This is a genomic window from Agrobacterium tumefaciens, assembly GCF_009649785.1.
Taxonomy (GTDB): Bacteria; Pseudomonadota; Alphaproteobacteria; order Rhizobiales; family Rhizobiaceae; genus Agrobacterium; species Agrobacterium tumefaciens.
The window spans coordinates 136,763-160,462 of the sequence record NZ_WJOK01000003.1 but is presented as its reverse complement, the minus strand read 5'-3'; the positions used below and the strand labels follow the sequence as shown (position 1 = coordinate 160,462).

At 59.8% G+C, this 23,700-nt stretch carries 21 protein-coding genes; 10 read left to right on the top strand and 11 right to left on the bottom strand.

Annotated features, from left to right (window positions below):
- Positions 1 to 2 precede the first annotated feature (2 nt).
- The 6 genes from purU to GH784_RS04525 all read right to left on the bottom strand — a co-directional run bounded on the left by purU (position 3) and on the right by GH784_RS04525 (position 7,404).
- Positions 3 to 887 (bottom strand): formyltetrahydrofolate deformylase, encoded by an 885-nt coding sequence (purU, locus tag GH784_RS04550; protein ID WP_065705836.1) that lies wholly within the window; start codon positions 885 to 887, stop codon positions 3 to 5.
- Between the two features lie 90 nt (positions 888 to 977).
- On the bottom strand, positions 978 to 2,246 hold the full coding sequence (gene glyA, locus GH784_RS04545) for a serine hydroxymethyltransferase (protein WP_019566911.1): 1,269 nt from the start codon (positions 2,244 to 2,246) through the stop codon (positions 978 to 980).
- A 17-nt stretch (positions 2,247 to 2,263) separates the two neighbouring features.
- The gene (gene soxG / locus GH784_RS04540) at positions 2,264 to 2,818 is read right to left on the bottom strand and encodes a sarcosine oxidase subunit gamma family protein (protein WP_065705789.1); all 555 of its coding nucleotides are present in this window, start codon (positions 2,816 to 2,818) and stop codon (positions 2,264 to 2,266) included.
- A 13-nt stretch (positions 2,819 to 2,831) separates the two neighbouring features.
- Positions 2,832 to 5,822 carry a sarcosine oxidase subunit alpha gene (locus tag GH784_RS04535; protein ID WP_153793217.1) on the bottom strand — a complete coding sequence of 997 codons (2,991 nt, stop codon included), beginning with the start codon at positions 5,820 to 5,822 and terminating at the stop codon, positions 2,832 to 2,834.
- Positions 5,819 to 6,139 (bottom strand): sarcosine oxidase subunit delta, encoded by a 321-nt coding sequence (locus GH784_RS04530; protein WP_065705784.1) that lies wholly within the window; start codon positions 6,137 to 6,139, stop codon positions 5,819 to 5,821. The genes GH784_RS04535 and GH784_RS04530 overlap by 4 nt, the downstream gene beginning before the upstream one ends.
- 11 nt (positions 6,140 to 6,150) lie before the next feature.
- Positions 6,151 to 7,404 (bottom strand): sarcosine oxidase subunit beta family protein, encoded by a 1,254-nt coding sequence (locus GH784_RS04525; RefSeq protein WP_003518155.1) that lies wholly within the window; start codon positions 7,402 to 7,404, stop codon positions 6,151 to 6,153.
- A 100-nt stretch (positions 7,405 to 7,504) separates the two neighbouring features.
- Here GH784_RS04525 and GH784_RS04520 point away from each other — a divergent pair, with 100 nt between their 5' ends.
- Entirely contained in the window at positions 7,505 to 8,536 is a 1,032-nt protein-coding gene (locus GH784_RS04520) for a GlxA family transcriptional regulator (RefSeq protein ID WP_019566906.1), read from the top strand.
- Between the two features lie 129 nt (positions 8,537 to 8,665).
- Complete coding sequence (locus GH784_RS04515) at positions 8,666 to 9,544, top strand: hypothetical protein (protein WP_065705782.1); 879 nt, start codon at positions 8,666 to 8,668, stop codon at positions 9,542 to 9,544.
- 8 nt (positions 9,545 to 9,552) lie between these two features.
- Here the strand turns inward: GH784_RS04515 and GH784_RS04510 are convergent, their stop codons facing one another.
- Positions 9,553 to 10,590: a LacI family DNA-binding transcriptional regulator gene (locus GH784_RS04510; RefSeq protein ID WP_003518158.1), complete on the bottom strand. Its 1,038-nt coding sequence runs from the start codon at positions 10,588 to 10,590 to the stop codon at positions 9,553 to 9,555.
- Between the two features lie 139 nt (positions 10,591 to 10,729).
- On the opposite strand from GH784_RS04510, the gene GH784_RS04505 reads away from it, so the two are divergent.
- From GH784_RS04505 to GH784_RS04480, 6 genes are all read left to right on the top strand, one after another.
- A complete protein-coding gene (locus tag GH784_RS04505; protein WP_060642867.1) occupies positions 10,730 to 11,764 on the top strand; it encodes a Gfo/Idh/MocA family protein in 1,035 nt (344 codons plus the stop codon).
- Positions 11,765 to 11,776: 12 nt separating this feature from the next.
- A complete protein-coding gene (locus tag GH784_RS04500) occupies positions 11,777 to 12,679 on the top strand; it encodes a sugar phosphate isomerase/epimerase family protein (protein WP_013762259.1) in 903 nt (300 codons plus the stop codon).
- A 68-nt stretch (positions 12,680 to 12,747) separates the two neighbouring features.
- Positions 12,748 to 13,980, top strand: a complete 1,233-nt coding sequence (locus tag GH784_RS04495) for an ABC transporter substrate-binding protein (RefSeq protein WP_153793216.1) — start codon at positions 12,748 to 12,750, stop codon at positions 13,978 to 13,980.
- A 114-nt stretch (positions 13,981 to 14,094) separates the two neighbouring features.
- Positions 14,095 to 14,997: a carbohydrate ABC transporter permease gene (locus GH784_RS04490; protein WP_003518164.1), complete on the top strand. Its 903-nt coding sequence runs from the start codon at positions 14,095 to 14,097 to the stop codon at positions 14,995 to 14,997.
- Positions 14,994 to 15,821 carry a carbohydrate ABC transporter permease gene (locus GH784_RS04485; RefSeq protein WP_065705780.1) on the top strand — a complete coding sequence of 276 codons (828 nt, stop codon included), beginning with the start codon at positions 14,994 to 14,996 and terminating at the stop codon, positions 15,819 to 15,821. Before GH784_RS04490 ends, GH784_RS04485 begins: the two co-directional genes overlap by 4 nt.
- Entirely contained in the window at positions 15,818 to 16,903 is a 1,086-nt protein-coding gene (locus tag GH784_RS04480) for an ABC transporter ATP-binding protein (RefSeq protein ID WP_065705778.1), read from the top strand. Before GH784_RS04485 ends, GH784_RS04480 begins: the two co-directional genes overlap by 4 nt.
- Positions 16,904 to 16,973: 70 nt before the next feature.
- On the opposite strand, the gene GH784_RS04475 is transcribed toward GH784_RS04480, so the two are convergent.
- Positions 16,974 to 17,639: a transglutaminase-like cysteine peptidase gene (locus tag GH784_RS04475; RefSeq protein WP_065663440.1), complete on the bottom strand. Its 666-nt coding sequence runs from the start codon at positions 17,637 to 17,639 to the stop codon at positions 16,974 to 16,976.
- A 258-nt stretch (positions 17,640 to 17,897) separates the two neighbouring features.
- On the opposite strand from GH784_RS04475, the gene GH784_RS04470 reads away from it, so the two are divergent.
- Entirely contained in the window at positions 17,898 to 18,914 is a 1,017-nt protein-coding gene (locus tag GH784_RS04470) for a DUF1402 family protein (RefSeq protein WP_003518169.1), read from the top strand.
- Positions 18,915 to 19,215: 301 nt separating this feature from the next.
- The gene (locus tag GH784_RS04465; RefSeq protein WP_019566897.1) at positions 19,216 to 20,775 is read left to right on the top strand and encodes a TerC family protein; all 1,560 of its coding nucleotides are present in this window, start codon (positions 19,216 to 19,218) and stop codon (positions 20,773 to 20,775) included.
- 113 nt (positions 20,776 to 20,888) lie between these two features.
- Here the strand turns inward: GH784_RS04465 and GH784_RS04460 are convergent, their stop codons facing one another.
- From GH784_RS04460 to GH784_RS04450, 3 genes are all read right to left on the bottom strand, one after another.
- A complete protein-coding gene (locus GH784_RS04460; RefSeq protein WP_013762253.1) occupies positions 20,889 to 21,515 on the bottom strand; it encodes a dual specificity protein phosphatase family protein in 627 nt (208 codons plus the stop codon).
- A gap of 49 nt (positions 21,516 to 21,564) precedes the next feature.
- Positions 21,565 to 22,476: an inositol monophosphatase family protein gene (locus tag GH784_RS04455; RefSeq protein ID WP_065705776.1), complete on the bottom strand. Its 912-nt coding sequence runs from the start codon at positions 22,474 to 22,476 to the stop codon at positions 21,565 to 21,567.
- 65 nt (positions 22,477 to 22,541) lie between these two features.
- Positions 22,542 to 23,630 carry an ABC transporter substrate-binding protein gene (locus GH784_RS04450; RefSeq protein ID WP_035200115.1) on the bottom strand — a complete coding sequence of 363 codons (1,089 nt, stop codon included), beginning with the start codon at positions 23,628 to 23,630 and terminating at the stop codon, positions 22,542 to 22,544.
- Positions 23,631 to 23,700 lie beyond the last annotated feature (70 nt).

The following is a 23,700-nucleotide window of genomic DNA, read 5'->3' as shown; positions in this document are numbered from 1 at the left end:
CCTTAGCCCATTCGTTCGGACATATATTCGCCCGGCGAAGCTGGAAACACCACGGTCTTGTTGCCGTTGAGGAAGACACGGTGATGGATATGGGCATGAATGGCGCGCGCCAGAACCTGGCTTTCCACGTCCCTCCCGAGGCTCACATAATCCATGCCGCTCTGGGCATGGGTGACGCGGATCGTGTCCTGTTCGATGATCGGGCCTTCATCGAGATCAGCGGTGACGTAATGGGCCGTCGCGCCGATCAGTCGCACGCCGCGCTCATAGGCCTGCTTGTAAGGGTTTGCGCCCTTGAAGGAAGGCAGGAAGGAGTGGTGGATGTTGATGATGCGGCCAGACATTTCCTGGCACAGCCGTTCCGACAGAACCTGCATGTAGCGCGCCAGCACGACGAGTTCGGCGCCTGCATCGCGCACCACCTGCAGTATGGCCGCCTCGGCTTCCGGTTTCGTCTCCGGCGTGACGCGAATGTGGTGAAAGGGAATATCCTCGTTCACCACCTGCTTCTGATATTCGAGGTGATTGGAGATGACAGCGACAATCTCCACAGGCAATGCACCAATGTGGGAACGATAAAGCAGATCGTTCAGGCAATGGCCGAAGCGTGAAACCATGATCACGACTTTCGTTTTCCGCGAGAGATCATGGACATCGTATTCCATGTCGAAATCGGCGGCGACGGAAGCGAACCCTGCGACGAGAGCAGCGGGTTCCATCCCTTCCTCCGAAACGAAGCTCAGCCGCATGAAAAAGCGGCCCGTTTCCAGGTCGGTGAATTGCGAACTGTCGTTGATGTTGCAGCCGGACCGCGCGAGATATCCGGACACGGCAGCAACGATGCCGCTGCGTGCCGGGCACGAGACTTTCATGACATAGCTGGTCAAATCCTGCTCCCCTTGATGGATCAGCGATCGGGCACATTGGCGGTGATGCCGCCCTGCCCGATCATGGCTAACGAGACCGATAATAGCGTGTTACGCGCCGTAGATCGGGAAGTCCTCACACAGCGCTGCAACCTCGGCCCGCACGTTCGCCTCAATCTCAGCATTGCCTTCGGCACTGACAGCCAGCGCGTCGATGACGCGCAGGATCAGCACGCCGATCCGCTCGAATTCGGCCACGCCGAAGCCGCGCGTGGTACCGGCCGAGCTGCCGAGCCGGATGCCCGAGGTGACGAAGGGCTTTTCCGGGTCGTTGGGAATGGAGTTCTTGTTGCAGGTGAGACCTGCCCGCTCAAGAGCGATTTCGGCAACCTTGCCGGTAACGCCCTTCGGACGCAGATCGACCAGAACCATGTGGCTGTCGGTTCCACCAGACACGATCCCCAGACCGCCATCCGTCAGCACTCGCGCCAGAGCCTGAGCATTGGCTATGACCTGACCGGCGTAGTCGGCAAAGTCCGGCCGCAGCGCCTCGCCGAAGGCAACGGCCTTGGCAGCGATGACATGCATCAGCGGGCCGCCCTGATTGCCGGGGAAGACGGCCGAATTCAGCTTCTTTGCCAGATCGGCATCGTTGGTCAAAATGACGCCGCCGCGAGGGCCGCGCAGGGTCTTGTGGGTGGTGGAGGTGACGACATGGGCGTGCGGCACCGGATTTGGATATTTGCCGCCGGCGATCAGGCCGGCATAATGGGCCATGTCGACCATCAGCCATGCGCCAACCTCGTCGGCGATCTTGCGGAAGCCTTCGAAATCGATCTGGCGCGGATAGGCCGAGGCGCCTGCGACGATCAGCTTCGGCCTGGTTTCCAGCGCCTTTGCCCGAACCTTTTCCATATCGATCAGATGCGTCTCTGCATCCACCTCATAGGAGACGACATCGAACCACTTGCCCGACATGGTAACCGGCGAACCGTGGGTCAGGTGGCCGCCATGGGCCAGCGAAAGCCCCATGATCCGGTCGCCCGGCTGAAGAAGTGCCAGAAACACCGCCTGATTGGCCTGCGCGCCGGAATGCGGCTGAACGTTCGCAAACTCCGCGCCGAAAAGTTGCTTCAGCCGGTCGATGGCGACCTGCTCGACCTTGTCGACGAATTCGCAGCCGCCATAATAGCGTTTGCCGGGATAACCTTCGGCATATTTGTTGGTCAGCACCGAGCCTTGCGCCGCCAGAACGTCGGCGGACACGATATTCTCCGAAGCGATCAGTTCAATCTGGGTTTTCTGGCGATCGAGTTCCTCGGCGATGGCGTCGGCAATCACCGTATCCGAAACGGCATTATGGGACAGACGGTTGAGCATTGTTTCCTCCTCAAGGATCAGGCGATTTCGGCGGCAAGTTCCTTGCAGCCGGTTTCAAGCAAATGGCCGAGATGCGGCGCGAAACTGTTCCAGATATCCATACGGAAACCATCCGGCGCATCGCGCCACAGCACCACGGTCACGCCATCGAAAATCGTTCTGCGGGCCTCGCCAACCGGAATGGTGTCGATGTCGCGGGCACAGCCGAGTGTCAAAAGCTCGGCGGCGAGCGGCCCCTTGATCGCGAGCGTCACTTCCCTTCCTGAAATATCGACGAGACTATGCGGATGGCCGGCATAAATGCCAGCGCAGGCCGCAATCACCCTGTCGACCGCGCCAACGGGAGCAAGGATCGTCCATTCGTCGGGACCAAGGCGCACGGCCTCGATTTCGCCTGCAGCAGTGCGAGCGCCGATCCGGTCGGGCAAGGTCAGGCCAAGGGCTCTATTGAGCGGGACCAGATCGCCGCGCGCACGCAGCGACAGCCGCCCCTGCGCGGCCAATATGCTGACCCGGGCTGCTTTGCTCTCGGCCAGCGTGCCGGGAACGGGGGAGGAAACGCGCATGTTCATTGTCATCTCCGGGTCAGATCTTCAGGCGGGTGTTTTCGGGATCGACAAAGACCATCCCGGTGATTTTTGCGGCAATCGTGCGTTCGGGCATCGGAATATAGACGGTCTCTCCCATCCGCTCATGGCCGCCCTCGATCAGCGCCAGCGCAATCGGCTGGCCAACCGCATCCGAATGATAGGACGAGGTGACATGACCGACCATTTTCATCGGGATAGGCTGCTTCGGATCGAAGACAATCTGCGCGCCCTCTTCAAGCTTCGAGCGGTCTTCGGTCAGAAGACCGACGAGGTGACGACGGCCCTTGGCGACGAGATCGGGGCGCGCGAGGCCACGCTTGCCGACGAAATCCGGTTTGGTCTTGCCCACGGCCCAGCCCATCGCGGCATCATAGGGCGTGACCGTGCCGTCGGTATCCTGGCCGACGATGATGTAACCCTTTTCGGCACGCAGCACATGCATGGTTTCCGTGCCATAGGCGGTGATGCCGTATTGCTGGCCGGCCTCCCACAGGATTTCCCAGAGCTTGCGGCCAAGCGGCGCGGGCACGTTGACTTCGAAGCCGATCTCGCCGGTGAACGACACCCGGAACAGCCGCGCCGGCATGCCGGCCACCGTGCATTCCGCGCAGGACATATGCGGGAAAGCCTCTTCCGTCAGCTCGACGCCCTCGACCAGCGGAGCGAGCAGCTTTGCCGCATTCGGGCCGTTCAGCGCAATGGTAGACCATTGCTCGGTGGTGGAAGTCAGCCAGACGTTGAGATCCGGCCATTCGGTCTGGAGGTAATCCTCCATCATGTTCATCACCCTTGCCGCACCGCCGGTGGTGGTGGTGACGTGGAAGCGATCCTCGGTCATGCGGCCGATGACGCCGTCGTCGCGAATGAAGCCGTCATCACCCAGAAGCAGGCCGTAACGGCAGCGGCCGGGCGCGAGCTTCGACCACGGGTTGGTGTACATGCGGTTCATGAACTCGACCGCATCCGGCCCGACGACCTCGATCTTGCCGAGCGTCGAGGCGTCGAACATGCCGAGGCTTTGCCGCACCGCCCGGCATTCGCGGCCGACTGCCGCATCCATGTCTTCACCTGGTTTGGGGAAGTACCAGGCGCGCCGCCATTGGCCGACCGGTTCGTAAACCGCGCCATGCTCCTCAGCCCAGCTGTCGATCTGCGTCTTGCGCGTCACCTCGAAATGCTGGCCGCGATGATAACCGGCGAAAGCGCCGAAGGTCGTCGGCGTATAGGGTGGGCGGAAGGTCGTCAGGCCTACTTCCGGCTGGCGTTTGCCGAGCGCTTCTGCCGCGATGTTGAGGCCGTTGATATTGGACATCTTGCCCTGATCGGTCGCCATGCCGTTGGTGGTGTAGCGCTTGACGTGCTCGATGGAGCGCATGCCCTCGCGCACGGCCAGCCGCAGATCCTTTGCGGTCACGTCGTTCTGGTAATCGACGAAGGCCTTGGCCTTGCCGGCATCGCGATCGCTCGGCAATTCCGTCAGCGATACGCCGCTGCCGGTGCGGTCGTGCTCCACCGCATAGTCGCGGGTATCGCCCGTCTTGCCCAGGGCTGCAGCGATCTTCCGGCCCTGCTCGGCGCCATCCTTCAGCACCGCTTCAATGCCCCAAAGCCCGCGCCCGGCGCCGGCAATTGCACAATCCTCATTGGTCATGGCCGGCAGGAAGGTGGTCCGCTGATCGTCCCAGGCAATCTTGCCCTGCGTATGGGAAAACAGATGCAGCGACGGCGTCCAGCCGCCAGACATCAGCAACGCATCACAGGCGATTTCCTGCCCCGCGCCGACCGCGGAGCCATTCACCGGATTGACGCGGACTGATTTCACACGCAACCGGCCCAAAGTCGCCGTCACGGTATGCGACAGCCGCACCGGAATGCCGAGCGCGCGCGCCTCGTTCACCAGTTCCTCGCGCACCTTCGAACGGGTATCGACGATGGCCTGCACCCGCGCGCCTGCGCCATGAAGATCGAAGGCGGCATACCAGGCGCTGTCATGGCTCGTCACCACCACCGGCCTGTTGCCTACCTTGACGCCATAGCGGTTCAGATAGGTCTGGGCGGAGCCCGCCAGCATCACGCCCGGCCGATCATTGCCATGGAAGACCAGCGGTTTTTCGAGAGCCCCCTGCGCCAGCACCACATGGCGCGCCCGCACCCGCCACAGGCGTTCACGCGGCATGTCCTTGGTCACGGTTTCGAGATGGTCGGTCAGCTTTTCGCAAAGGCCGATCATGTTCTGGTGGTAGTAGGCAATCGCCGTCGTGCGGGTCATGACCCTGACGCCGCGCTCCTTCAGCGCCTTCAACTCGTCCGCCAGCCAGTTCCATGCTGGCTGGCCGTCAATCTGCGCCTGCGGCTCGGACAGCAGCGTCCCGCCGGCTTCGGCATTTTCGTCCACTAGCACGACCTTGAGACCATCGACCGCCGCTGCGCGCGCCGCAGCCAGACCCGCAGGACCGGCGCCGACGATCAGCACGTCGCAATGCAGGTTGCGCGAGGCATAGGTATCGGGGTCTTCTTCCGTGGGCGAGACGCCGAGACCGGCCGCCGCGCGGATGAAGGGCTCATAGACCTTGTTCCAGAAGCTCTTCGGCCACATGAATGTCTTGTAGTAAAAGCCCGCCGAAAACAGCATATAGGCCATGTCGTTGACTGCGCCGATATCGAATTTCAGGCTGGGATATTTGTTCTGAGAGGTGGTTTCCAGCCCGCTCCAGATTTCCTGCACCGTGGCGCGGGTATTTGGCTCGAACCGGCCGGAGCCGCGGCGGGTGCCGATCAGCGCATTCGGCTCCTCGGAACCCGCCGCTACAGGGCCGCGCGGGCGGTGGTATTTGAACGAGCGGCCCGTGAGATGTACGCCATTGGCGAGAAGCGCGGAGGCGACCGTATCCCCCTTTACGCCGCGATAGGTCTTCCCATCGAAGGTGAAGCTTACCGAGCGGGCGGCATCCACCCGGCCACGGCCGGAAACGCGATAGGAGTTCATTTCGACACCTCGGAGCTGGCTGGTGCGCTGGATAGGGAGGAGAGATCAGGACGCGGCTCGCCTACGCGATAGGTTGTCAGGAAACGGTCGCTCACCGTGTCGCGCACCGCATTGAAGAAGCAACCGCAGCCATGCAGGTGCCGCCAGCGCTCGAAATGCGGACCCCTGGCGTTTTCGCGGATGAACAGGAATTCTTCCCACTGTTCATCACTCTGAGACGAGGGGTCGGCCGCGCGCACGACATGGGCCTGCCCGGCATAGGTGAATTCGGCTTCGGGCAGCGTTTCATGGCAATAGGGGCAACGGATCAGCAGCATGGGTTAGCTCCTCAGTGCGCCACGGCAGCGGCGGCGGCCTCGTCGATCAGGCGGCCGGAGCGGAAACGCTCCAGCGTGAAAGGCGCGTTGATCGGGTGCGGTTCGTTTTTCGCGATGGTCCAGGCGAAGGTGTGGGCAGCGCCCGGCGTGGCCTTGAAACCACCCGTGCCCCAGCCGCAATTGACATAAAGCCCGTCGACCGGCGTCTTGCCGAGAATGGCCGAGCGATCCGGCGTGACATCAACAATGCCGCCCCATTTGCGCAGCATCCGCATGCGGTTGAAGATCGGGAAGATTTCGACGATGGCGGCGATCGTATGTTCGATCAGCGGCAGGCCGCCGCGCTGCGAATAAGAGGTATACTGGTCCGTACCCGAACCGATCACCAGCTCACCCTTGTCGGACTGGCTGATATAGGCGTGGACGGCATTCGACATGACCACGCAGGGGAATATCGGCTTGATCGGCTCAGACACCAGAGCCTGCAGCGGATAGCTTTCGAGCGGCAGGCGCACGCCTGCGGTATCCATGACAACGGACGTATGGCCAGCGGCGGAAACCGCAACTTTTTTCGCCTTGATGAAACCTCGCGCCGTCTCGACACCCGCGACGGACCCGTCGGCATTGCGGCGAATGGCGGTGACCGGGCAATTCTGGATGATATCGACGCCACGGGCGGCAGCACCGCGCGCATAACCCCAGGCAACCGCATCGTGGCGCGCCGTGCCGGCACGTTCCTGAAGCGCACCGCCCATCACCGGGTAGCGGGCGTTTGGCGATATGCTCAGCGGCGGACAATATTCCTTGCATTCTTCCGGGGTAAGCCAGCGATTGTCGACACCGTTCAAACGGTTGGAATGGATGTGGCGCTTGAAGCTCTGCACATCGTGGACATTATGGGCGAGCATCAGCACCCCGCGCCGCGAATACATGACGTTGTAGTTCAGTTCCTGGCTCAAGTTCTCCCACAAATCGACGGCGTGATCGTAAAGACGCGCGCTTTCGTCGTAGAGATAGTTGGAGCGGATGATGGTCGTGTTGCGGCCGGTATTGCCGCCGCCGAGCCAGCCCTTGTCGATGACAGCGACATTGGTGATACCGTGCTGGCTGGCCAGATAATAGGCCGCACCCAGACCGTGCCCCCCGGCGCCGACGATGACCACGTCATATTCGGCTTTTGGCTGGCTATCGGGCCATTGCTCGTCCCAGTTCTTGTGGCCGGTCAGGGCATTCCGCAGGAGATTGAAGGCATTAAAACGCGTCATGAGCGGGCCTGCTGGTTGGAACTCTCGGTATTCAAAAGCCTACGGAGATTTACAGCGGCCGGGCTGGACAATCGCGTCTGTTTGCGTGAATATTTGCGCCATGAGCTCTCATCGCGCCAAGAAACGCCTCAGCGTCGCCTTCCTGCTCGCCGACCGGTTCACGCTGTCGGCCTTCGCCAATTTCGTCGATGTGCTGCGTCTTGCTGCCGATGAGGCTGACCGTTCCCGGCCGATCCTGTGCGAATGGTCCGTGCTGTCGGCGACCCTTGGCAATGTGCAATCGAGCTGTGGTGTGAAGGTGCAACCGGATACGCGGCTCATCGACGCGGTGCATTACGACTATATCGTTGTTGTCGGCGGATTGATCAGCGACCACAGCGCCCTGCCGCCGGAGGCATTGCGGTTCCTGAAAGACCGTGCGGCAGCGGGCACTCCCCTTATCGGGCTCTGCACCGGCGTTTTCATTCTACATGAAGCCGGCCTGCTGGATGGTTATCGCTGCTGCGTGAGCTGGTTCCATCATCAGGATTTTCTCGACCGGTTCGACGCCGAGCAGATGGTCTCCGACCAGCTCTTCGTCATAGATCGTAACCGCCTGACCTGTTCGGGCGGCCATGGTGCTGCGCATCTGGCGGCGTTCCTTGTGGAGCGCCATGTCGGCCAGTCGGCCGCCATCAAAAGCCTCAATATCATGATGATCGACAGTGCGCTCAGCGGCGAAAAACCCCAGCCCGGCCAGCAGAGCACCAGAACGGCAACCGATCCCCTGGTCAGAAAGGCGATCCTGCGCATGCAGCAGAACATCGAGGTTCCGAGAACCGTGCTCGAACTTGCGCGCGATCTCGGCCTTGGCCGACGCAGCCTCGAACGGCGTTTCCTTGGAGACCTGAAAGCAACGCCCTCCAAGGTCTATCTTGAGCTGCGGCTCGACCGCGCCCTTTCCCTCCTGCGCACCACGCGTGACCCGATCACCCAGATTGCGCTCGCCACCGGGTTTTGCGACGCCCCACACCTTTCCCGCACACTTCGTGCCGAGCGCGGCTTCAGCCCCAGCGAATATCGCAAAACGCAGATTGGCCACACGACAACGGACGAAGAATTCGCAGTCGGCGTGTTGTTGCCGCAACCTTGAGGCTTTGCTGTTCGCCTGCGAAAAGTCGGGCCCTGCAAAAAATAGATCAACGTATTTGATATGGTCAGACTTGCCCGTACCGGTATAAAAGTCCTCGATCCTGTTTAGGGGAGCCGTGGGGGGAATGGGATGAATTCAGAGCGTCGTGGCGTTCTCGCGCTTTTAGGTGGCCTTGTGCTGGGAAGACCGTCTGTCGGCAAGGCCGCGAGCAACCTTCCGGCAGTTGCCCAATCCCGCTCCGAATACAAACCCCGCCATGTCCTTTGTTTTCTCGGCCCGGAAAATGGTCTGGCAGCGCTGCGGCAGAGCGCTCGCGCCGCTATCGATAAATTTGCCGGCGATTTCAGTCTCGATGAGGATTATTCGCAGGATGAACCGGACGACAGGATGGAACGCTCCTTCAATGTCTGCTGGGATCGTGTCGAGCCGGACGCCTATCAGGAGAGTGACGAGGAGGCAGTCGCAGGCCACGGCTCGGTTCTTTATGTGCTTGGCCCGTCAATGGCCGCGGAAACAGCCGTGGCGACCTGCGGTAAAGCCCTGATGTTCGTGCACCACATGCTCGATAGTGGCGCAGTTGCCGTAAAGGGTGAAAGCGCCGGCGTTGCCCATGGTGTGCAGCGGTGGAAGGAACTCTTCGAACAGTCGCGCCGTAACGCGGCAGCAAACGACGCCCTGGCATTCGCCAGAACCTGCCGTCTAGCCTTCGCGCGCCGGCCCATCGGCGGCGATGCCGACGGAATGGGGAGCGTCGGCTTTCATCTGGTCGGATTGCCTGACGTGGAGATACACTTCACCCGAAAAGACCAGCAGCAGCCCTCAACCAATAGCGAGCAGCTGAAGATCGCCGCGCTGATTGACGATATTGCCGATCAAATGACCCGCAACGGGGTTGAAGCGGCCGTGAAGGATCGTCGTGCCGACCTGTCCGATGACACGCGGTATGAGGAGGACGAATATAAATTCAATCCGTTCGGCGTTGCGACCATTCGAGACCACAAGCTTTGACGCCACGCCTATAATGATGCGGGGCCTGGGTCGCTCTCTCCGGCGACAAGCTGCATCGGCCAGACGCAGTAACGCGCCTGATTTGGGTAAAACGGCGCATAGGCCGGCATTGTAGACAGAAGCGTCTGGGCTACCATTACGCCGAGATCGTGCAGGGACATGCGGAAACTGGTCAATCGCGGTTCGAGAAACTGGCCGCGTGGACCATCGCGAAAACCGATGACCGCAAGATCCCGTCCCGGTTTCAGTCCCACTTCCGCCAGACGGCGATAAAGGCCAAGGGCCATCAGCTCATAGATCAGCACAAGCGCGGTTGGCCGCGGCCGCATCTGTAGCCACTCGCTGGCGGCGTGATATCCGCCCTGCTCGCTCGATTTCGCCCGGATGACCAGAGAGGGATCGTAAGCAATGCCGTTCTCCTCCAGTCCGCGCCGGTACCCGTCCATGAAAACATAACCGAGATTGACGTCGCTATCGGGTGCGGCAACCGCAATGGTGCGATGGCCGGCAGCGGCGAGCCGGTTGACGGCACTGCGCGCAACCTCCTCGAAATCGAGATCGATCCACGCATGATCGGCGCTGGAAGAGGTGCGGCCGAGCGTTACGAAAGGCAAGCGGGTCTGCTTTAAAAAATCGACACGCTTATCGACACGGCGGGTCGAGGAAATGATCATCGCATCCACCATGCGGCGCGCCACCATGCGCTTGAGATATTCGTCCGGGTCTTCCTCACCGGGACACGGCAGAACGATAAGATCGAGATTGTGAGCGGAAAACACGCTTTGCAAACCATCCGTCACTCCCATGAAGAAGTTGTCGGAGTTCTCCACCGTCTGCGCGTCGCTGCCGGTCATCAGGCCGATGACGTTAGTCGTCCCCTGCCTGAGGCTGCGGCCTGACTGGTTTGCGACATAGCCAAGTTTTTCCGCCGCCTCCAGAACACGCCGCCGCGTCTCCTCGTTAACGTCGGGCTTGCCGTTCAAGGCACGGGAAACGGTGCCTATCGATATCTCCAGATAATCGGCAAGCTGACGAATTCCTTTCATGCACTCCCCCTCCTGAGCCGGGTACGAAATATGCGTCCCCAATAACGGTATTGACATATCTAACATGATCATCCTAGTGTCGTAAACGTTTACGACGCTCTGCGCAAAGAGGAGTTTGCCCAGAGACCGGGGAGAGAAGATGACATATAATGCCGTTTTATGCGGGTGCGGAGCTATGGCCAAAGGTTGGCTGCGCGCCATTCAATCGACGCCGGACATTCTCGGCGCGATCAAGATAGTCGGGTTCGTCGATCTGAACGAAGACACGGCACGCGCGCTTGCCGAAGAATTCTCCCTCACCGACGTCATCATCGGCGTCGATCTCCGCGATGTTCTCGCACGGACCAAAGCCGACATCCTGTTCGATGTCGTCATCCCGCAGGCACGGTATGCCGTGGTTGAAACCGGTCTTGCAGCCGGGTGCCATGTGCTCAGCGAAAAGCCGCTTGCGGCCTCGATGGAAGAAGCCGAAAAGCTGGTGGAACTGGCGGAAAAGGCCGGAAAAATTCATGCTGTGGTGCAAAACCGGCGCTTTATCTCCGGCATCCGACGGCTGCGCCGGGCCGTGGAAGACGGTATTATCGGTGATTTGACGGCCATTCACTGCGACTTTTTCCTCGGACCCCATTTCGGCGGTTTCCGCGAGGAGATGAAGAACGTTCTTCTTCTCGACATGGCGATCCACACTTTCGATGCGGCGCGTTTCGTCGCCGATGAAAAGCCGCTCTCCGTGTTTTGCGTGGAGAAAAATCCGGCAGGCTCCTGGTACGCCCACGGGGCAAGCGCCAATGCCATATTCGAATTCTCCAACGATGTGGTGTTTACCTATCGCGGCTCCTGGTGCGCGGAAGGCGAAAGAACCAGTTGGGAAGCCCGCTGGCGGCTGATTGGCTCCAAGGGCATGATCCTCTGGGACGGCGAAGACAATTTCTCCGCATCCGTCGCCGGCGAAGAGCCGGGTCTTCTACGCGGATTCAAGACCGTAAACGTTTCCGACAGTATTTCCGAGAAGGATACGCACGGCCACGCCAGCGTCATACTCTCGTTTCTTCAATCCATCCGTACCGGCCAGATGCCGGAAACGGCCTCCTTCGACAACATCAACAGCCTGGCAATGGTGATCGGCGCGATTGAAAGCGCCCGCATCGGCCAGCGCGTTTCCATCGCAGCATAAGGACCGACAGACGTGAGCAATCCGGCAAAATCCATCCGCATCGGCACCATGGTCAGCGCCACCAAGGGACAGGCAGCTGAACGCATCGGGCAGATAGCCGATCTTGGTTTCGAGAGCTTCGAACCGTTCTTCTGGCAGACGACCAACGGCCAGGACCTTGCCGAGCTTGGCAAGCGTTCACTTGACGCGATCGGTGACCGCGACATCACCATCGGCACGCTCGGCATGTTCGGCAATCCGCTGGAGGAAACGGAAATCGACCTTCAGACCTTGCAGGGCTGGAAAGACTGCATCGACAATGCCCATCACTTCGGTGCCACCTGCGTTGCCGGTTTCACCGGCCGCCTGCGCGGAAAGCCGCTGCCCGAGAGCCTGCCCCGTTACAAGGAAATCTGGAGCGAGCTTGCCAAACGCGCAGCGGACAAGGGCGTGAAGATCGCCTTTGAAAATTGCGCCATGGACGGCAACTGGCAAACCGGCGACTGGAACATCGCCCATAATCCGGATGCGTGGGAACTGATGTTCAACGAAACGCCGGACGAGAATATCGGCATCGAATGGGAACCCTGCCACCAGATGGTTTATCTCATCGATCCGCTGCCGCAGATCCGCAAATGGGCGGACAAGATTTTCCACGTGCACGGCAAGGATGCGACCATTCGTTGGGATGTCATTCGTGAGCATGGGATTTTCGGCAAGGAAAAATTCGTCTTCATGCGCACGCCGGGCTTCGGCGACAGCAACTGGACGGACATTATTTCGGAACTGCGCCTGGCCGGCTGGTCCGGCTCGATCGACATCGAAGGCTGGCATGACCCCGTCTATCGCGACGCGCTGGAAATGACGGGGCAGGTACACGGCCTGAACTATCTGAAACATTGCCGGGGCGGCGATTTTGTCGTCGATCCCACCTGAGGAATGGAAGCCTTTGGGAGAAGGCTTCCAGTAATTGCAGAGACGATAACCAAGAGGAGGAGATTATTATGGGTATCGCGAAATGCATGATCGCCGGTGCGCTTGTTCTGGCAGGCGTATCCGCCGGTGCGATGGTGGCGCATGCGGAAGATGTCACCTTGACCCTGTGGTCGCTGGACAGGGACATCCAGCCGGCACCCAACCTCGTGAACGAGTTCAACAAGCTCAATAACGGCATCAAGATCGAATACCGGCAATTGCAGTTCGATGATGTGGTGAGCGAATCCATGCGCGCCTACTCGACCGGCAACGCGCCCGATATCATCGCCATTGACAACCCAAACCACGCCATGTTCGCCGCACGTGGCGCGTTTCTTGACGTGACGGATATGATTGCGAAGTCGGACGTCATCAAGACGGCAAACTATTTTCCGGGCCCGCTGAAATCCGTAACATGGGACGGCAAATATTTCGGCGTTCCGAAGGCGACGAATACGATCGCACTCTATTGCAACAAGGACCTGTTCAAGGCAGCCGGTCTCGATGCGGCAAAACCGCCGCAGACCTGGGACGAGCTTGTGGAAGCTGCCCGCAAGCTGACCAACCCCGCCAAGAATGTTTACGGCATCAGCTTCAGCGCCAAGGCCAACGAGGAGGGCACCTTCCAGTTTCTGCCATGGGCGCAGATGGCCGGCGCCACCTACAAAAACATCAATACCGATGGCGCGGTGAAGGCGCTTGAAACATGGAAGACCCTTCTCAGTGAAAAGCTGGCCTCGCCGGATACGCTGACGCGCAGCCAGTGGGATTCCACCGCCACCTTCAACGCCGGCAACGCGGCCATGGCGATCTCCGGTCCTTGGGAAATCGACCGCATGCTCAAGGACGCCAAGTTCGACTGGGGCGTGACGCTACTGCCGGTTCCGACGCCGGACGCGCCGCGGTCTTCGGCCATGGGCGACTATAACTGGGCGATCTTCTCCAAGAGCAAACATCCCGCCGAAGCCTTCAAGGCCATCGAATTTTTCGCCTCGCAGGACAAGGACATGTTCAAGAACTTCGGGCAATTGCCGGCGCGTTCCGATATTCCCGTTCCGCCCACCGGCAACGCGCTGAAGGACGAAGCGCTCAAGACCTTTATCGAGCAACTCAAATATGCGCAGCCGCGTGGTCCCTCGCCTGAATGGCCGAAGATTTCCAAGGCGATCCAGGACGCTATCCAGGGCGCCCTGTCGGGTCAGATGACGCCGAAGGCCGCGCTCGATCAGGCCGCTGAAAAGATAAAGCTGATCGAAGGCTGATCTGTCTGGGCGGGCGGCCGGGTTCACCCGGCCCCATCCAAGGGGTTCCTCCCGGTGGGGCTGCCTGCTGCTTTATGCAGCGGCGGCCCCGATCGGAGCTTGTGAGGATGTTTCATGAAAAAACTGTTTTCCAGCGTCAGCGACGGTCGTGGTTTCGACCTCATCCTCGTCGCATTTCCTTTGGGCTTCCTGTTCGTCATGGCGGGCCTGCCGCTCATCTACAACATCGTCATGAGCTTTCAGGAAGTCGACATGTTCAGCCTGGGCACCTTCGTGCGCCCCTTCGTCGGCTTCAAGAATTATATCGACCTGTTCCGGCAACCGGAAACATTGCCGATCCTTTTCAACACCGTCACCTTTGTCGTCACCTCGATTGCCGGGCAATTTGCCATCGGCTTCGGTCTGGCGCTGTTCTTCTGGGTTAACTTTCCCGGCGCCACCTGGCTGCGCGGGCTGTTCCTCGTTTCCTGGGTCATGCCCGGCCTCGTCGTCGGCGCGATCTGGAACTGGATATTGTCAGGCGATTTCGGCGTGCTGAATTTCTTCCTGCGGGAAAGCGGCATGATCTCAGGCAATATCTTCTGGCGATCGGACGCGAATTTTTCGCTCTGGGCCGTGGTCATCGCCAATATCTGGCTCGGCACCTCGTTCAACATGATCCTTCTTTCTGTCGGCCTCGCCTCCATCCCCGGCGATCTCTACGAAGCGGCGGAGCTGGATGGCGCGAACGCCTGGCAGCGTTTTTACACCATCACCCTGCCGATGATGCGTTCCACCATCGGCGCGATCATCTCGCTCGGCCTGATCTTCACGCTTCAGCAGTTCGATCTTTTCGCCGCCATCACCGATGGCGGGCCCAACAACAGTTCCAACGTGGCGCAATATTGGGCCTGGGATCTTTCGTTCCGGCAATATGATTTCGGCAAGGGCGCGACGATCTCCGTCATCATGATCGTTTTCGTCATGCTGGCTTCCGTCGTTTATGTGCGCTCGACACGGCATGAGGTGCGCGGATGAGTATCACGACCCGCAACCGGTTGATGCTGGCAATCGCCATCGTGCTTGCCGTCATCTATCTCTTTCCGCTCTACTGGATGTATCTGACCTCGCTGAAAAGCGGCTCGGAGATGTTTGCGAACCCGCCGGGCTTCTGGCCGGCCGATCCGCAATGGCAGACCTATGCCTATGTCTGGGAAAGCCGCAATATGGGCCGTTATCTGTGGAATTCGGTGCTCATCGCTTCAAGTGCCGTGGCGCTCATCACCGTGCTTGGCGTTGGCTGCGCCTATGTGCTGGCGCGCTATCGCAACGTCTGGGTTGATATCGGCCTCTTCCTCATCCTCATGCTGCAGGTTCTGCCGGCGTCCCTTATGATTACGCCGATCTTCGTCGGCTTCTCGCAAATGGGTCTGCTGGATTATCCCCGCCTGTCGGTCATTCTCGCCATTGCGGCGAAAAGCATGCCCTTCTTCGTGGTGCTGGTGCGCGCAACCTTCATGGCGGTGCCGCAGGAGCTGGAAGAGGCAGCGCTTGTGGACGGCAATTCCCGCGTCGGCGCCTTCTTCAACATCGTGCTGCCGCTTGCCAGAAACGGCATTCTCGTCAGCGCCATTCTCATTTTCATGCAGGCATTCGGGGAATTCGTCTATTCGAAATCGATGATCCAGGCGGCTGAATTGCAGCCTGCCAGTGTCGGCCTCAATTCCTTCATGGGCCCCAACACCAGCGAATGGAACAACATCATGGCCTATGCGACCATGTATGTGACGCCCATTCTTGCCCTGTTCATTCTCTTGCAGCGCCGCATCGTTTCCGGCCTGACATCGGGAGCGTTAAAATGACCCTTCAGATCGAACTTTCCGGCGTAAACAAATATTACGGCGCCTTCCACGCGCTGAAGAACATCCATCTTTCCATCAAGAAGGGCACCTTCGTCGCCCTCGTCGGCCCGTCCGGTTGCGGAAAGTCCACCTTGCTGCGTTCGCTGGCGGGGCTGGAAACCATATCGAGCGGCGACATGCGTATTGCAGGCACTTTGATGAACGGTGTGCCGCCGCGCAAGCGCGATGTGGCGATGGTGTTCCAGTCCTATGCGCTCTACCCGCACATGACGGTGGAGGAGAACCTGACCTACTCGCTGCGCATGCGCGGCGTGGCAAAATCGGAAGCCCGCAAGGCGGCAGAGGAGGTTGCAGCCACCACAGGCCTGTCAAAGCTGATGAAGCGCTATCCGCGCGAACTTTCCGGCGGGCAGCGCCAGCGTGTGGCGATGAGCCGCGCGATCATCCGCAACCCGCAGGCATTCCTGTTCGACGAACCGCTCTCCAATCTAGACGCGGCCCTGCGTGTGCACATGCGCAAGGAAATCCGAGCGTTGCACGACCGCTTGCACGCCACCTCGGTCTATGTCACCCATGACCAGATAGAGGCTATGACGATGGCGGATCACGTCGTCGTCATGCGCGACGGCGTGATCGAACAGCAGGGCACGCCACTGGAATTATACGACCGCCCGGTCAATCGTTTTGTTGCTGGCTTCATCGGTTCACCGGCAATGAATTTCATTCCGGCAACGGTCAGCCCGGACGGCGCGGCGCTTCAGCTTCGTTTCAGTGAAGGCGAGCCGCAGCAGTCCATCAAAAACCCGGCTCCCTTATCGCCCGGCAAGCGTGTCATCGTTGGTATCAGGCCGGAACACATCCGATGTCGAACCGCAACCGGCGCGGCGCTGACGTTACCTGTTTCGGCCGTGGAAACCACAGGTTCGGCCACCTTCCTCACCCTTGGCACATCGACCGAAGTGGTCATCGCTATACAGGGACGCAGTGAGGTCAGGAGCGGCGAAGTCGTCGGCCTCGACATCAACCCGACCGACCTGCATTTATTTGATGAAGAAACCGGAGCCGGCCTCGGAGGCCGGTGAAACGAACCATGGGGCATATCCGGACCGGGCGGCCCTTCGGGGCTTTCCGATCCGCAACGAGGTGAAAGCTTCAGCGCCCCATGATGATGTCGAGGATGTTGCGGCGCGCGGTTGCGGAGGTGGCGGTGGCCCGGCCAACCTCGCGGGCGGCGATGGCGGGCGAACCGGAGCCTTCAATATCCACCCACCGACCGGCATGTTCCGTGGATTGACGCTTGAGATAGGTATAGGGCGTTTCGTCCCAGCGAAAGATCTTCGATTTCATATTGTCGAGAATGAAATCTCCGCGGTCCGTTCTTACCGTGAGGATGGCATGGCCATCGCCTTTTTCGTCCCGGACAACGGTGATCAGCAGATCGGAAACCGGGAAACCGGCATCCATAAGCCGTTTCCGTTTCTCCAGCGTGAGGTCCTCGCAGTCTCCCGCGCCGTTATAGGGATACTCCCAATAGTCCTCGTAACCCCACACTTCCATGTCGGAACGCTGGTCGATTTCGATATTGACTGCGCTGTTGATCGAAACAAGGGTAGCCCAGACATCAGGCGTAAGACTGAGCGGCGGCATTTCCCTGACCGGCTGACATTCATCCGTATGCCGCTTGCAGAAATCGTAATGCCCGATGGGCTGCGACGTGAACTTGCCAGTCTGCATCGAAGGAGACGCCTGCACCGGCGCAGCGAAACCCGCGACGGCCAGAATGAAACATGCTTGCAGCAATTTGATGAGATGGGTCATGTTCGTCTCCTGACGACATGACCTACCGGTGGCGATTTGAGTTCACATGAAACAAAATGCTCGACTTTTAACGAACCCGATAATTCCGCTCCCTATGGTCCCGACAAGGAGCGGCGTTGACTGGGATAACGCCGGGGTAGCCACGGCATCTGAACGGCCAGCAACGGTAAAGTGAGCAGCGGGAACTTGCCACGCCGGGGCGGCCTGCCTATGAAGAGGCCGTCACGCAATAGTAATCCATATATTAGAGAACGCTGCATGAGCCTGTTTGCGAAGACCACCCGCGCGGCCGCTGTCATTCTGGCACTGGCCTGCCTGCCCTCAAATGCCGCAGCGCAGCAGATGGTCGTCGTACCTCCCGGAAACCGCTCCGCCCAACAGCCGGAAATACCTCAGGCCTCGGCGATCAGGACCAGGGCGTTTTCCACGACCTATGAGGAAAAATTCCGCAAGACGGTCGATCTTCTAAACAGCGAACCCGGTCTACTCGGCAAGATCAGGAAGGCGGGAGCGGCCTATGGCATCGATCCTATCCACATCGTCGGCGCCATCGTTGGCGAACACACTTTCAACGTCACCGCCGTGGACCGCCTTCAGACATATTACGTCAAGGCCATTTCCTATGCGGAACTCGATATAAAATTCAGCTATCAGGGCGTTGCCCTGAAGACGTTTCTCGAGCGTCCGGAATTCCGCTCCTGCGCGACGCTTGCCACGACATCCGAGCAATGGAGCTGCCGCGATATCGTTTGGGATGCAAGTTTCCGCGGCAAGGTCGTCGATGGCGTGAGCTATGAAGCGATTTCGTTCCAGCGGGCCTTCTTCCAGCCCTTCTATGCCGGACAGACCTTTGGTCTTGGCCAGATCAGCCCGTTGACGGCGCTGCAGGTTACCGATCTCGTAAACAGAACCAGTGGTCTGCCGAAACTCTCCGCCGACAGGCCGAAAGAGATCTACCGTGACGTCATGGATCCTGACCGGAGCATCATCTACATCGCCGCTATCCTTCGAGATTCCATCGACGCCTACAGGGAAAAAGGCTTCGACATTTCCGGCAATCCCGGCATCACCGCCACTCTCTACAATGTCGGCCAACCCCGGCGTCGCGCCGAACGCCTGCGGACGGCCGTGGATGCAGGCGCAAAGAACCTGCTGCCGGTTGAAAACTACTATGGATGGCTTATCAACGAGCGCCTCGACGTTCTGAGAGGCATCCTCGATGGCAAGGCCATCGACAAGCGAACCACCTCGGATATCGGTGAAAAAACGCGATAATGCCCTTGCAGGGAGGATTGCAAATCTGCCTCGCAAAGGATGATGCACGCAAAACGCTTCCCCGACCGCCCGGAATCTGCTACTGCCACGTGCATATGAATTGACTGATAGTGGGATAATTCCGCGATATGCCTGACGAAGGCGACAGTACCGACGATAGTCGACACCGAACGAGGCTGGCTTGCGTAAAGCGAAGCCAGCCTCGTCCTTTCTTGTTTTCTTCAACGAAACGGGTTTCAACCTCGGATGTTCAGTCCGGGGCTTTTTGCTTTCGCGCCCGTTCCCATAAAGGCCCCTGACCATGGAATTCCTCGCAGATCCAAATATCTGGATCGGCCTCGTTACCCTTATCGTCCTCGAAGTCGTCCTCGGTATCGACAACCTCGTTTTCATCGCGATCCTCGCCGACAAGCTGCCGCCGCATCAACGCCACAAGGCGCGGATCGTCGGTCTGTCGCTGGCGCTTGTCATGCGCATTCTGCTGCTGTTTTCGATTTCATGGATCGTGACGTTGACGCGGCCGCTATTTCAGGTCGCGGACTTCTCCTTCTCCGGGCGCGACCTCATCCTCATTCTCGGTGGTGCGTTCCTGCTCGCCAAGGGAACGATGGAACTGCACGAACGGCTGGAGGGCGCGCATAAGCCAAAACAGGGCAAGGTCGTCCATGCCGTCTTCTGGCAGGTGATCGTGCAGATCGTCGTGCTTGATGCCGTGTTCTCGCTCGACAGCGTCATCACCGCCGTCGGCATGGTCAACAATCTCTGGGTGATGATTACCGCCGTCTGCGTGGCCATGGCCGTGATGATGGCAGCATCGAAGCCGCTGATGAGCTTCGTGTCGAAACACCCCACCGTGGTCATTCTCTGCCTCGGCTTCTTGTTGATGATCGGCTTCAGCCTGATCGTCGAAGGCTTCGGCTTCCACCTTCCCAAGGGTTACCTCTATGCCGCAATCGGCTTTTCCGTGCTCATCGAGGCGGCAAACCAGATTGGCAGGCGCAATCGCGAAAGACGTATCACCGCCGGTGATATGCGTGAGCGGACGTCCGATGCCATTCTGCGGCTTCTGGGCGGCCGTGTCGGCGAAGAACAGTCCCTTGGCGAGACAGCCGACGTCATCGCGGCACAGGCGGCACGAAGCGACCTGTTCAAATCCGAGGAAAAGGACATGATCCGCGGTGTCCTTACGCTTGCCGAGCGCCCGGTAGTATCAATCATGACGCCACGGACGGAAATCGACTGGCTCGATGTCGACGCCGACCACGATACGCTAAGGAACCGCCTGCTGGAACTCGACCATTCCCGCCTGATGCTCGCGCAGGGCAAGCTGGATTCGTTCCTCGGTGTCGCCGCAACAAGGGACTTGCTGCGCGATCTTCTGCATGACGGCAAATTGAACCTAGAGCGCTCGCTGCGCCAACCCCTCGTCGTGCATGAAAGCGCCACCGCGTTGCAGGTCATGGAGCAGCTGCGCAAATCCCCGCTCCAGATGGCCGTCATCGTCGACGAATACGGCACGCTTCAGGGAATAACGACGCCTACCGACATTCTCGAGGCTATCGCCGGCGAATTTCCGGATGAGGGCGAGGAATCGCAGATTTCGGAACGGGCAGAGGACGGTTCCTGGCTGCTGGACGGCGCTGTCGACGTGAGACGGGTATCCTATCTGCTGGATATCGATCTGGTGGACGAGGACGATCGTTACTCCACCGTCGCCGGCTACATCCTCTGGCGCCTCAATCGCCTTCCCGAGATCGGCGAACGTGTTTCCGGCGACGGGTTCGAGTTCGAGATCGTTTCCTGCTCGGACAGAAACATTGAAAAGGTCCGGGTCTGGAACACCACGCTTCCCGAGGCGTGAGCTGGAAAAATCCCGAACCCGTTTCGAAATGGCGACGTGACGTGCAAGCCACGGCCCGTCTCCACATTTGCGTCACCAAGCAAGCGGCCGACCGGTGAAAACCGTCCTCCGCTCTAGTGGGCGGCATCGATCGTGGTAATCCAGCCGGCGGCGCGGCGGGCTGCTTCCGCAAGCACCGGTTTCGGCGCCTTGTACCATTCGTTTTCAGGCAGCTCACGCTTCACGCGTACGAAGCTGATGGCATCGTCGAGCGTCGGGAATTCCACCGGCAACGTCATATGCAGAAAGAGCGCAACAACGGCGACGGAACGCGAGCGGCCGCCGCGGCAATTGATCAGCACGCTGCCGCGCTCGCGCCGGGGATAGGACGGCTTGTCGGGCAGTATCTGTTCGAGCGCCGCCCGCAGGATGTAATGGGCCGCAACCATCTGGGTATCGGGATTTCCATCGCCGTCGATCAGGCCGATCTTGTAATAACGTATTTCGCCGGGTCCATAGACGCTGCCTTCATGATCGGAAACGATCTGCGGCTGCTCCACGAAGTTGAAGTCGAGATTGACGGCGCAATTGACGACGGTGGTGATGCCGTTTTCACGCAGAAGCTTCAGATCGCTGGCGCCTTCCTTACCTGAAATGAAGAGATCGACGCCATAAAGAGGATGCCGCTCATAGATGCGGCTGAGCTTCGGCAATTCGCCGGTTTCCTGTTCGCGGGATAGGGTCTTTTCCGGTTGCGGCATGTCTTGTCTCCATCGGCGCCGATGTGGCGGCCGTCATGTCCTTGCTTGTTCAGGCGTTTGCAGCCGTCTGGCTTGGCGAGATCGCTGCCCTGGCTATGCGGCTTGCGGATATGGATCGCGCCACCCGCTGCAATGTCTGGTAATTCGCCCCCTCGCCCGTAGCGATATAGCCGGGGCAGAGAAAATCGGCCGACCCCTCCGCCACCTTCCCCAAGGTCAGCGGCTCGTATGTTCCCCCGGCATTCTTGAGAATGAGGATGGCTGCTGCCACATCCCAGGCGTTGACGCCGAAGCCCGCAGCAGCATCTGTCCAGCCAGCCGCCACATGCGCGATGCTGAGTGCAGCGCTGCCGGGCCGGCGCAGCGTCGAAAAGGTCTCGACAAGCGCACCGAAATTGGAAAGCGCCGCATCCCGCCCATCCAGCCGGAAATCGCGCGAGACCGGATAGCCCGTGATAAGCGTCGCCCGGGTTTCATCTGCGACGCTGCGGGAGCGCAGCCTGTCGCCGTTGAGATAAGAAGCCTCGAGGTCGGCGGAAAACATCTGGTCAGTCACGGGGTCGTACACCACGCCGGCAACGGCTTCCCCACCGATGACGGCGGCAATCGATACGCACCAGAAGGCAAGGCCACGGGCAAAATTCGCCGTGCCGTCAATCGGATCGACATACCATTGCACCTCGCCGTTGCCGATCTGGCCACCCTCTTCGCCCATGATCGCCGAATTCGGCTCCCGTTCGAGAATGACGGCGCGGATCGCGGCTTCGGCGCGTTTGTCGTGAATGGTGACGATGTCGTGGAGATCGACCTTGTAATCCACCGCCATATCAGAGCGGAATGCCACCAGCAGCGGATCGCGCACGGCACGCGCCGCCGCTTCGGCGATTTTCATCAGCCGCACCGAGCGGGAAAGCGCCTCCTCATTTCCAGATTTGTTTTCAGTCGAAGAAGGGCTTTGCATCGGCGTATCCAGTCTATTTTTTTCGCAAAGGAGGGACCGGCGCGGCAGGACCGCGCCAGCCTGGATTATTTCCTGTAGTTGACGCGCCAGACATCCTGCCATTCCTCGCGACGATCGAAATCGTTGAGGCCGGTGGCGGACTCATAACCCATCAGCCTGTCGGCAACCTTCATCAGCCCCGACGGCTCGTCAGCCGGCATCTTGATGTCGATATTGGTCGGCAGCTTGCCGTCCTTCATCTGCGGTGCGATGCCCTCTTCCGTCAGTATGTAGTGGACGAAGAGTTTCGCCATGTTCGGACTTTTGGTCTTGGAGGCGATGAGCCCAAGCTTGATGTAGGTCCAGCCGACCCAGGGATCGAGACCAGTGCAGAGGCCGAGCTTGTAGCCCTTGTCGGCATTGTCGCGGAACTTGGCAGAGCTGAGCAGGCCGAAGAAGGGCTGCTTCTGGCCGGGTGCGCCGACGGCCTCTGCCACCGGGTCATCGCCATCAGTGGCAAGCGGGCCGTTCTGCGCCAGCGCCTTGATCCAGGCTGCGGCCGCATCCTTTTCGATATCCTTGCCAAAATGGGCCTTGTAGGCGGCCGCCACCTTCTCGTTGCCGTGGGCTTCGAGCTGGTTGAACCAGTCCGTATAGGTGCTCTTGCTCAAGGGATCGACCATGGCGACCTTGCCTTTCCATTTCGGCTCGGTCAGTTCCCAGATGTTGGTCACCGGGCATTTATCATAGGCTTCCGTATTGTAAGCCCAGACATTGGCGTTGGTGGAGATTGCCAGCGGGTTCTGGAACTGCGCCGGGATTTTCGCAACCATGTCGCCCGGCAGGTAATTCTCGACAAAACCCGCCGGCAGAAGCTGCGCGAGCGCCGATGGCGCGTCGGTGATCAGCACCACGTCGCCCTGCACATTGCCGGACTGGCTTTCGCGGATGATCATTTCCAGCTGGCTGTTGGCGGAAACCTTCACGCCTGTCGCCTTTAACCCGTATTTGGCGCTGAACTTGTCGGCCATCTCCACGATCTTGCCGGTGCTGTCGTAGATATTGATCGGCTTTTCCTGCTTCGCCGCCGCCAAGATAGCATCGAGATCGAAGGTTTCTTCGGCTGCAGCCCCCATTGCGGATATGCCTGCAACGGCGATGGCTATCGCCGTCATCGGTAAAAATCTGCTTCTTCTCATCGTTCCCCTCCCAAGGAAAAGGCAAGGCAGGCTCGCGCCTGCCCTG

Excerpts from the sequence above, each read along its gene's own strand:
- glyA (WP_019566911.1), bottom strand. The coding sequence starts at position 2,246 with ATGCTCAACCGTCTGTCCCATAATGCCGTTTCGGATACGGTGATTGCC.
- soxG (WP_065705789.1), bottom strand. The coding sequence starts at position 2,818 with ATGAACATGCGCGTTTCCTCCCCCGTTCCCGGCACGCTGGCCGAGAGC.
- GH784_RS04535 (WP_153793217.1), bottom strand. The coding sequence starts at position 5,822 with ATGAACTCCTATCGCGTTTCCGGCCGTGGCCGGGTGGATGCCGCCCGC.
- GH784_RS04530 (WP_065705784.1), bottom strand. The coding sequence starts at position 6,139 with ATGCTGCTGATCCGTTGCCCCTATTGCCATGAAACGCTGCCCGAAGCC.
- GH784_RS04525 (WP_003518155.1), bottom strand. The coding sequence starts at position 7,404 with ATGACGCGTTTTAATGCCTTCAATCTCCTGCGGAATGCCCTGACCGGC.
- GH784_RS04520 (WP_019566906.1), top strand. The coding sequence starts at position 7,505 with ATGAGCTCTCATCGCGCCAAGAAACGCCTCAGCGTCGCCTTCCTGCTC.
- GH784_RS04515 (WP_065705782.1), top strand. The coding sequence starts at position 8,666 with ATGAATTCAGAGCGTCGTGGCGTTCTCGCGCTTTTAGGTGGCCTTGTG.
- GH784_RS04510 (WP_003518158.1), bottom strand. The coding sequence starts at position 10,590 with ATGAAAGGAATTCGTCAGCTTGCCGATTATCTGGAGATATCGATAGGC.
- GH784_RS04505 (WP_060642867.1), top strand. The coding sequence starts at position 10,730 with ATGACATATAATGCCGTTTTATGCGGGTGCGGAGCTATGGCCAAAGGT.
- GH784_RS04495 (WP_153793216.1), top strand. The coding sequence starts at position 12,748 with ATGGGTATCGCGAAATGCATGATCGCCGGTGCGCTTGTTCTGGCAGGC.
- GH784_RS04490 (WP_003518164.1), top strand. The coding sequence starts at position 14,095 with ATGAAAAAACTGTTTTCCAGCGTCAGCGACGGTCGTGGTTTCGACCTC.
- GH784_RS04485 (WP_065705780.1), top strand. The coding sequence starts at position 14,994 with ATGAGTATCACGACCCGCAACCGGTTGATGCTGGCAATCGCCATCGTG.
- GH784_RS04480 (WP_065705778.1), top strand. The coding sequence starts at position 15,818 with ATGACCCTTCAGATCGAACTTTCCGGCGTAAACAAATATTACGGCGCC.
- GH784_RS04475 (WP_065663440.1), bottom strand. The coding sequence starts at position 17,639 with ATGACCCATCTCATCAAATTGCTGCAAGCATGTTTCATTCTGGCCGTC.
- GH784_RS04470 (WP_003518169.1), top strand. The coding sequence starts at position 17,898 with ATGAGCCTGTTTGCGAAGACCACCCGCGCGGCCGCTGTCATTCTGGCA.
- GH784_RS04465 (WP_019566897.1), top strand. The coding sequence starts at position 19,216 with ATGGAATTCCTCGCAGATCCAAATATCTGGATCGGCCTCGTTACCCTT.
- GH784_RS04460 (WP_013762253.1), bottom strand. The coding sequence starts at position 21,515 with ATGCCGCAACCGGAAAAGACCCTATCCCGCGAACAGGAAACCGGCGAA.
- GH784_RS04455 (WP_065705776.1), bottom strand. The coding sequence starts at position 22,476 with ATGCAAAGCCCTTCTTCGACTGAAAACAAATCTGGAAATGAGGAGGCG.
- GH784_RS04450 (WP_035200115.1), bottom strand. The coding sequence starts at position 23,630 with ATGACGGCGATAGCCATCGCCGTTGCAGGCATATCCGCAATGGGGGCT.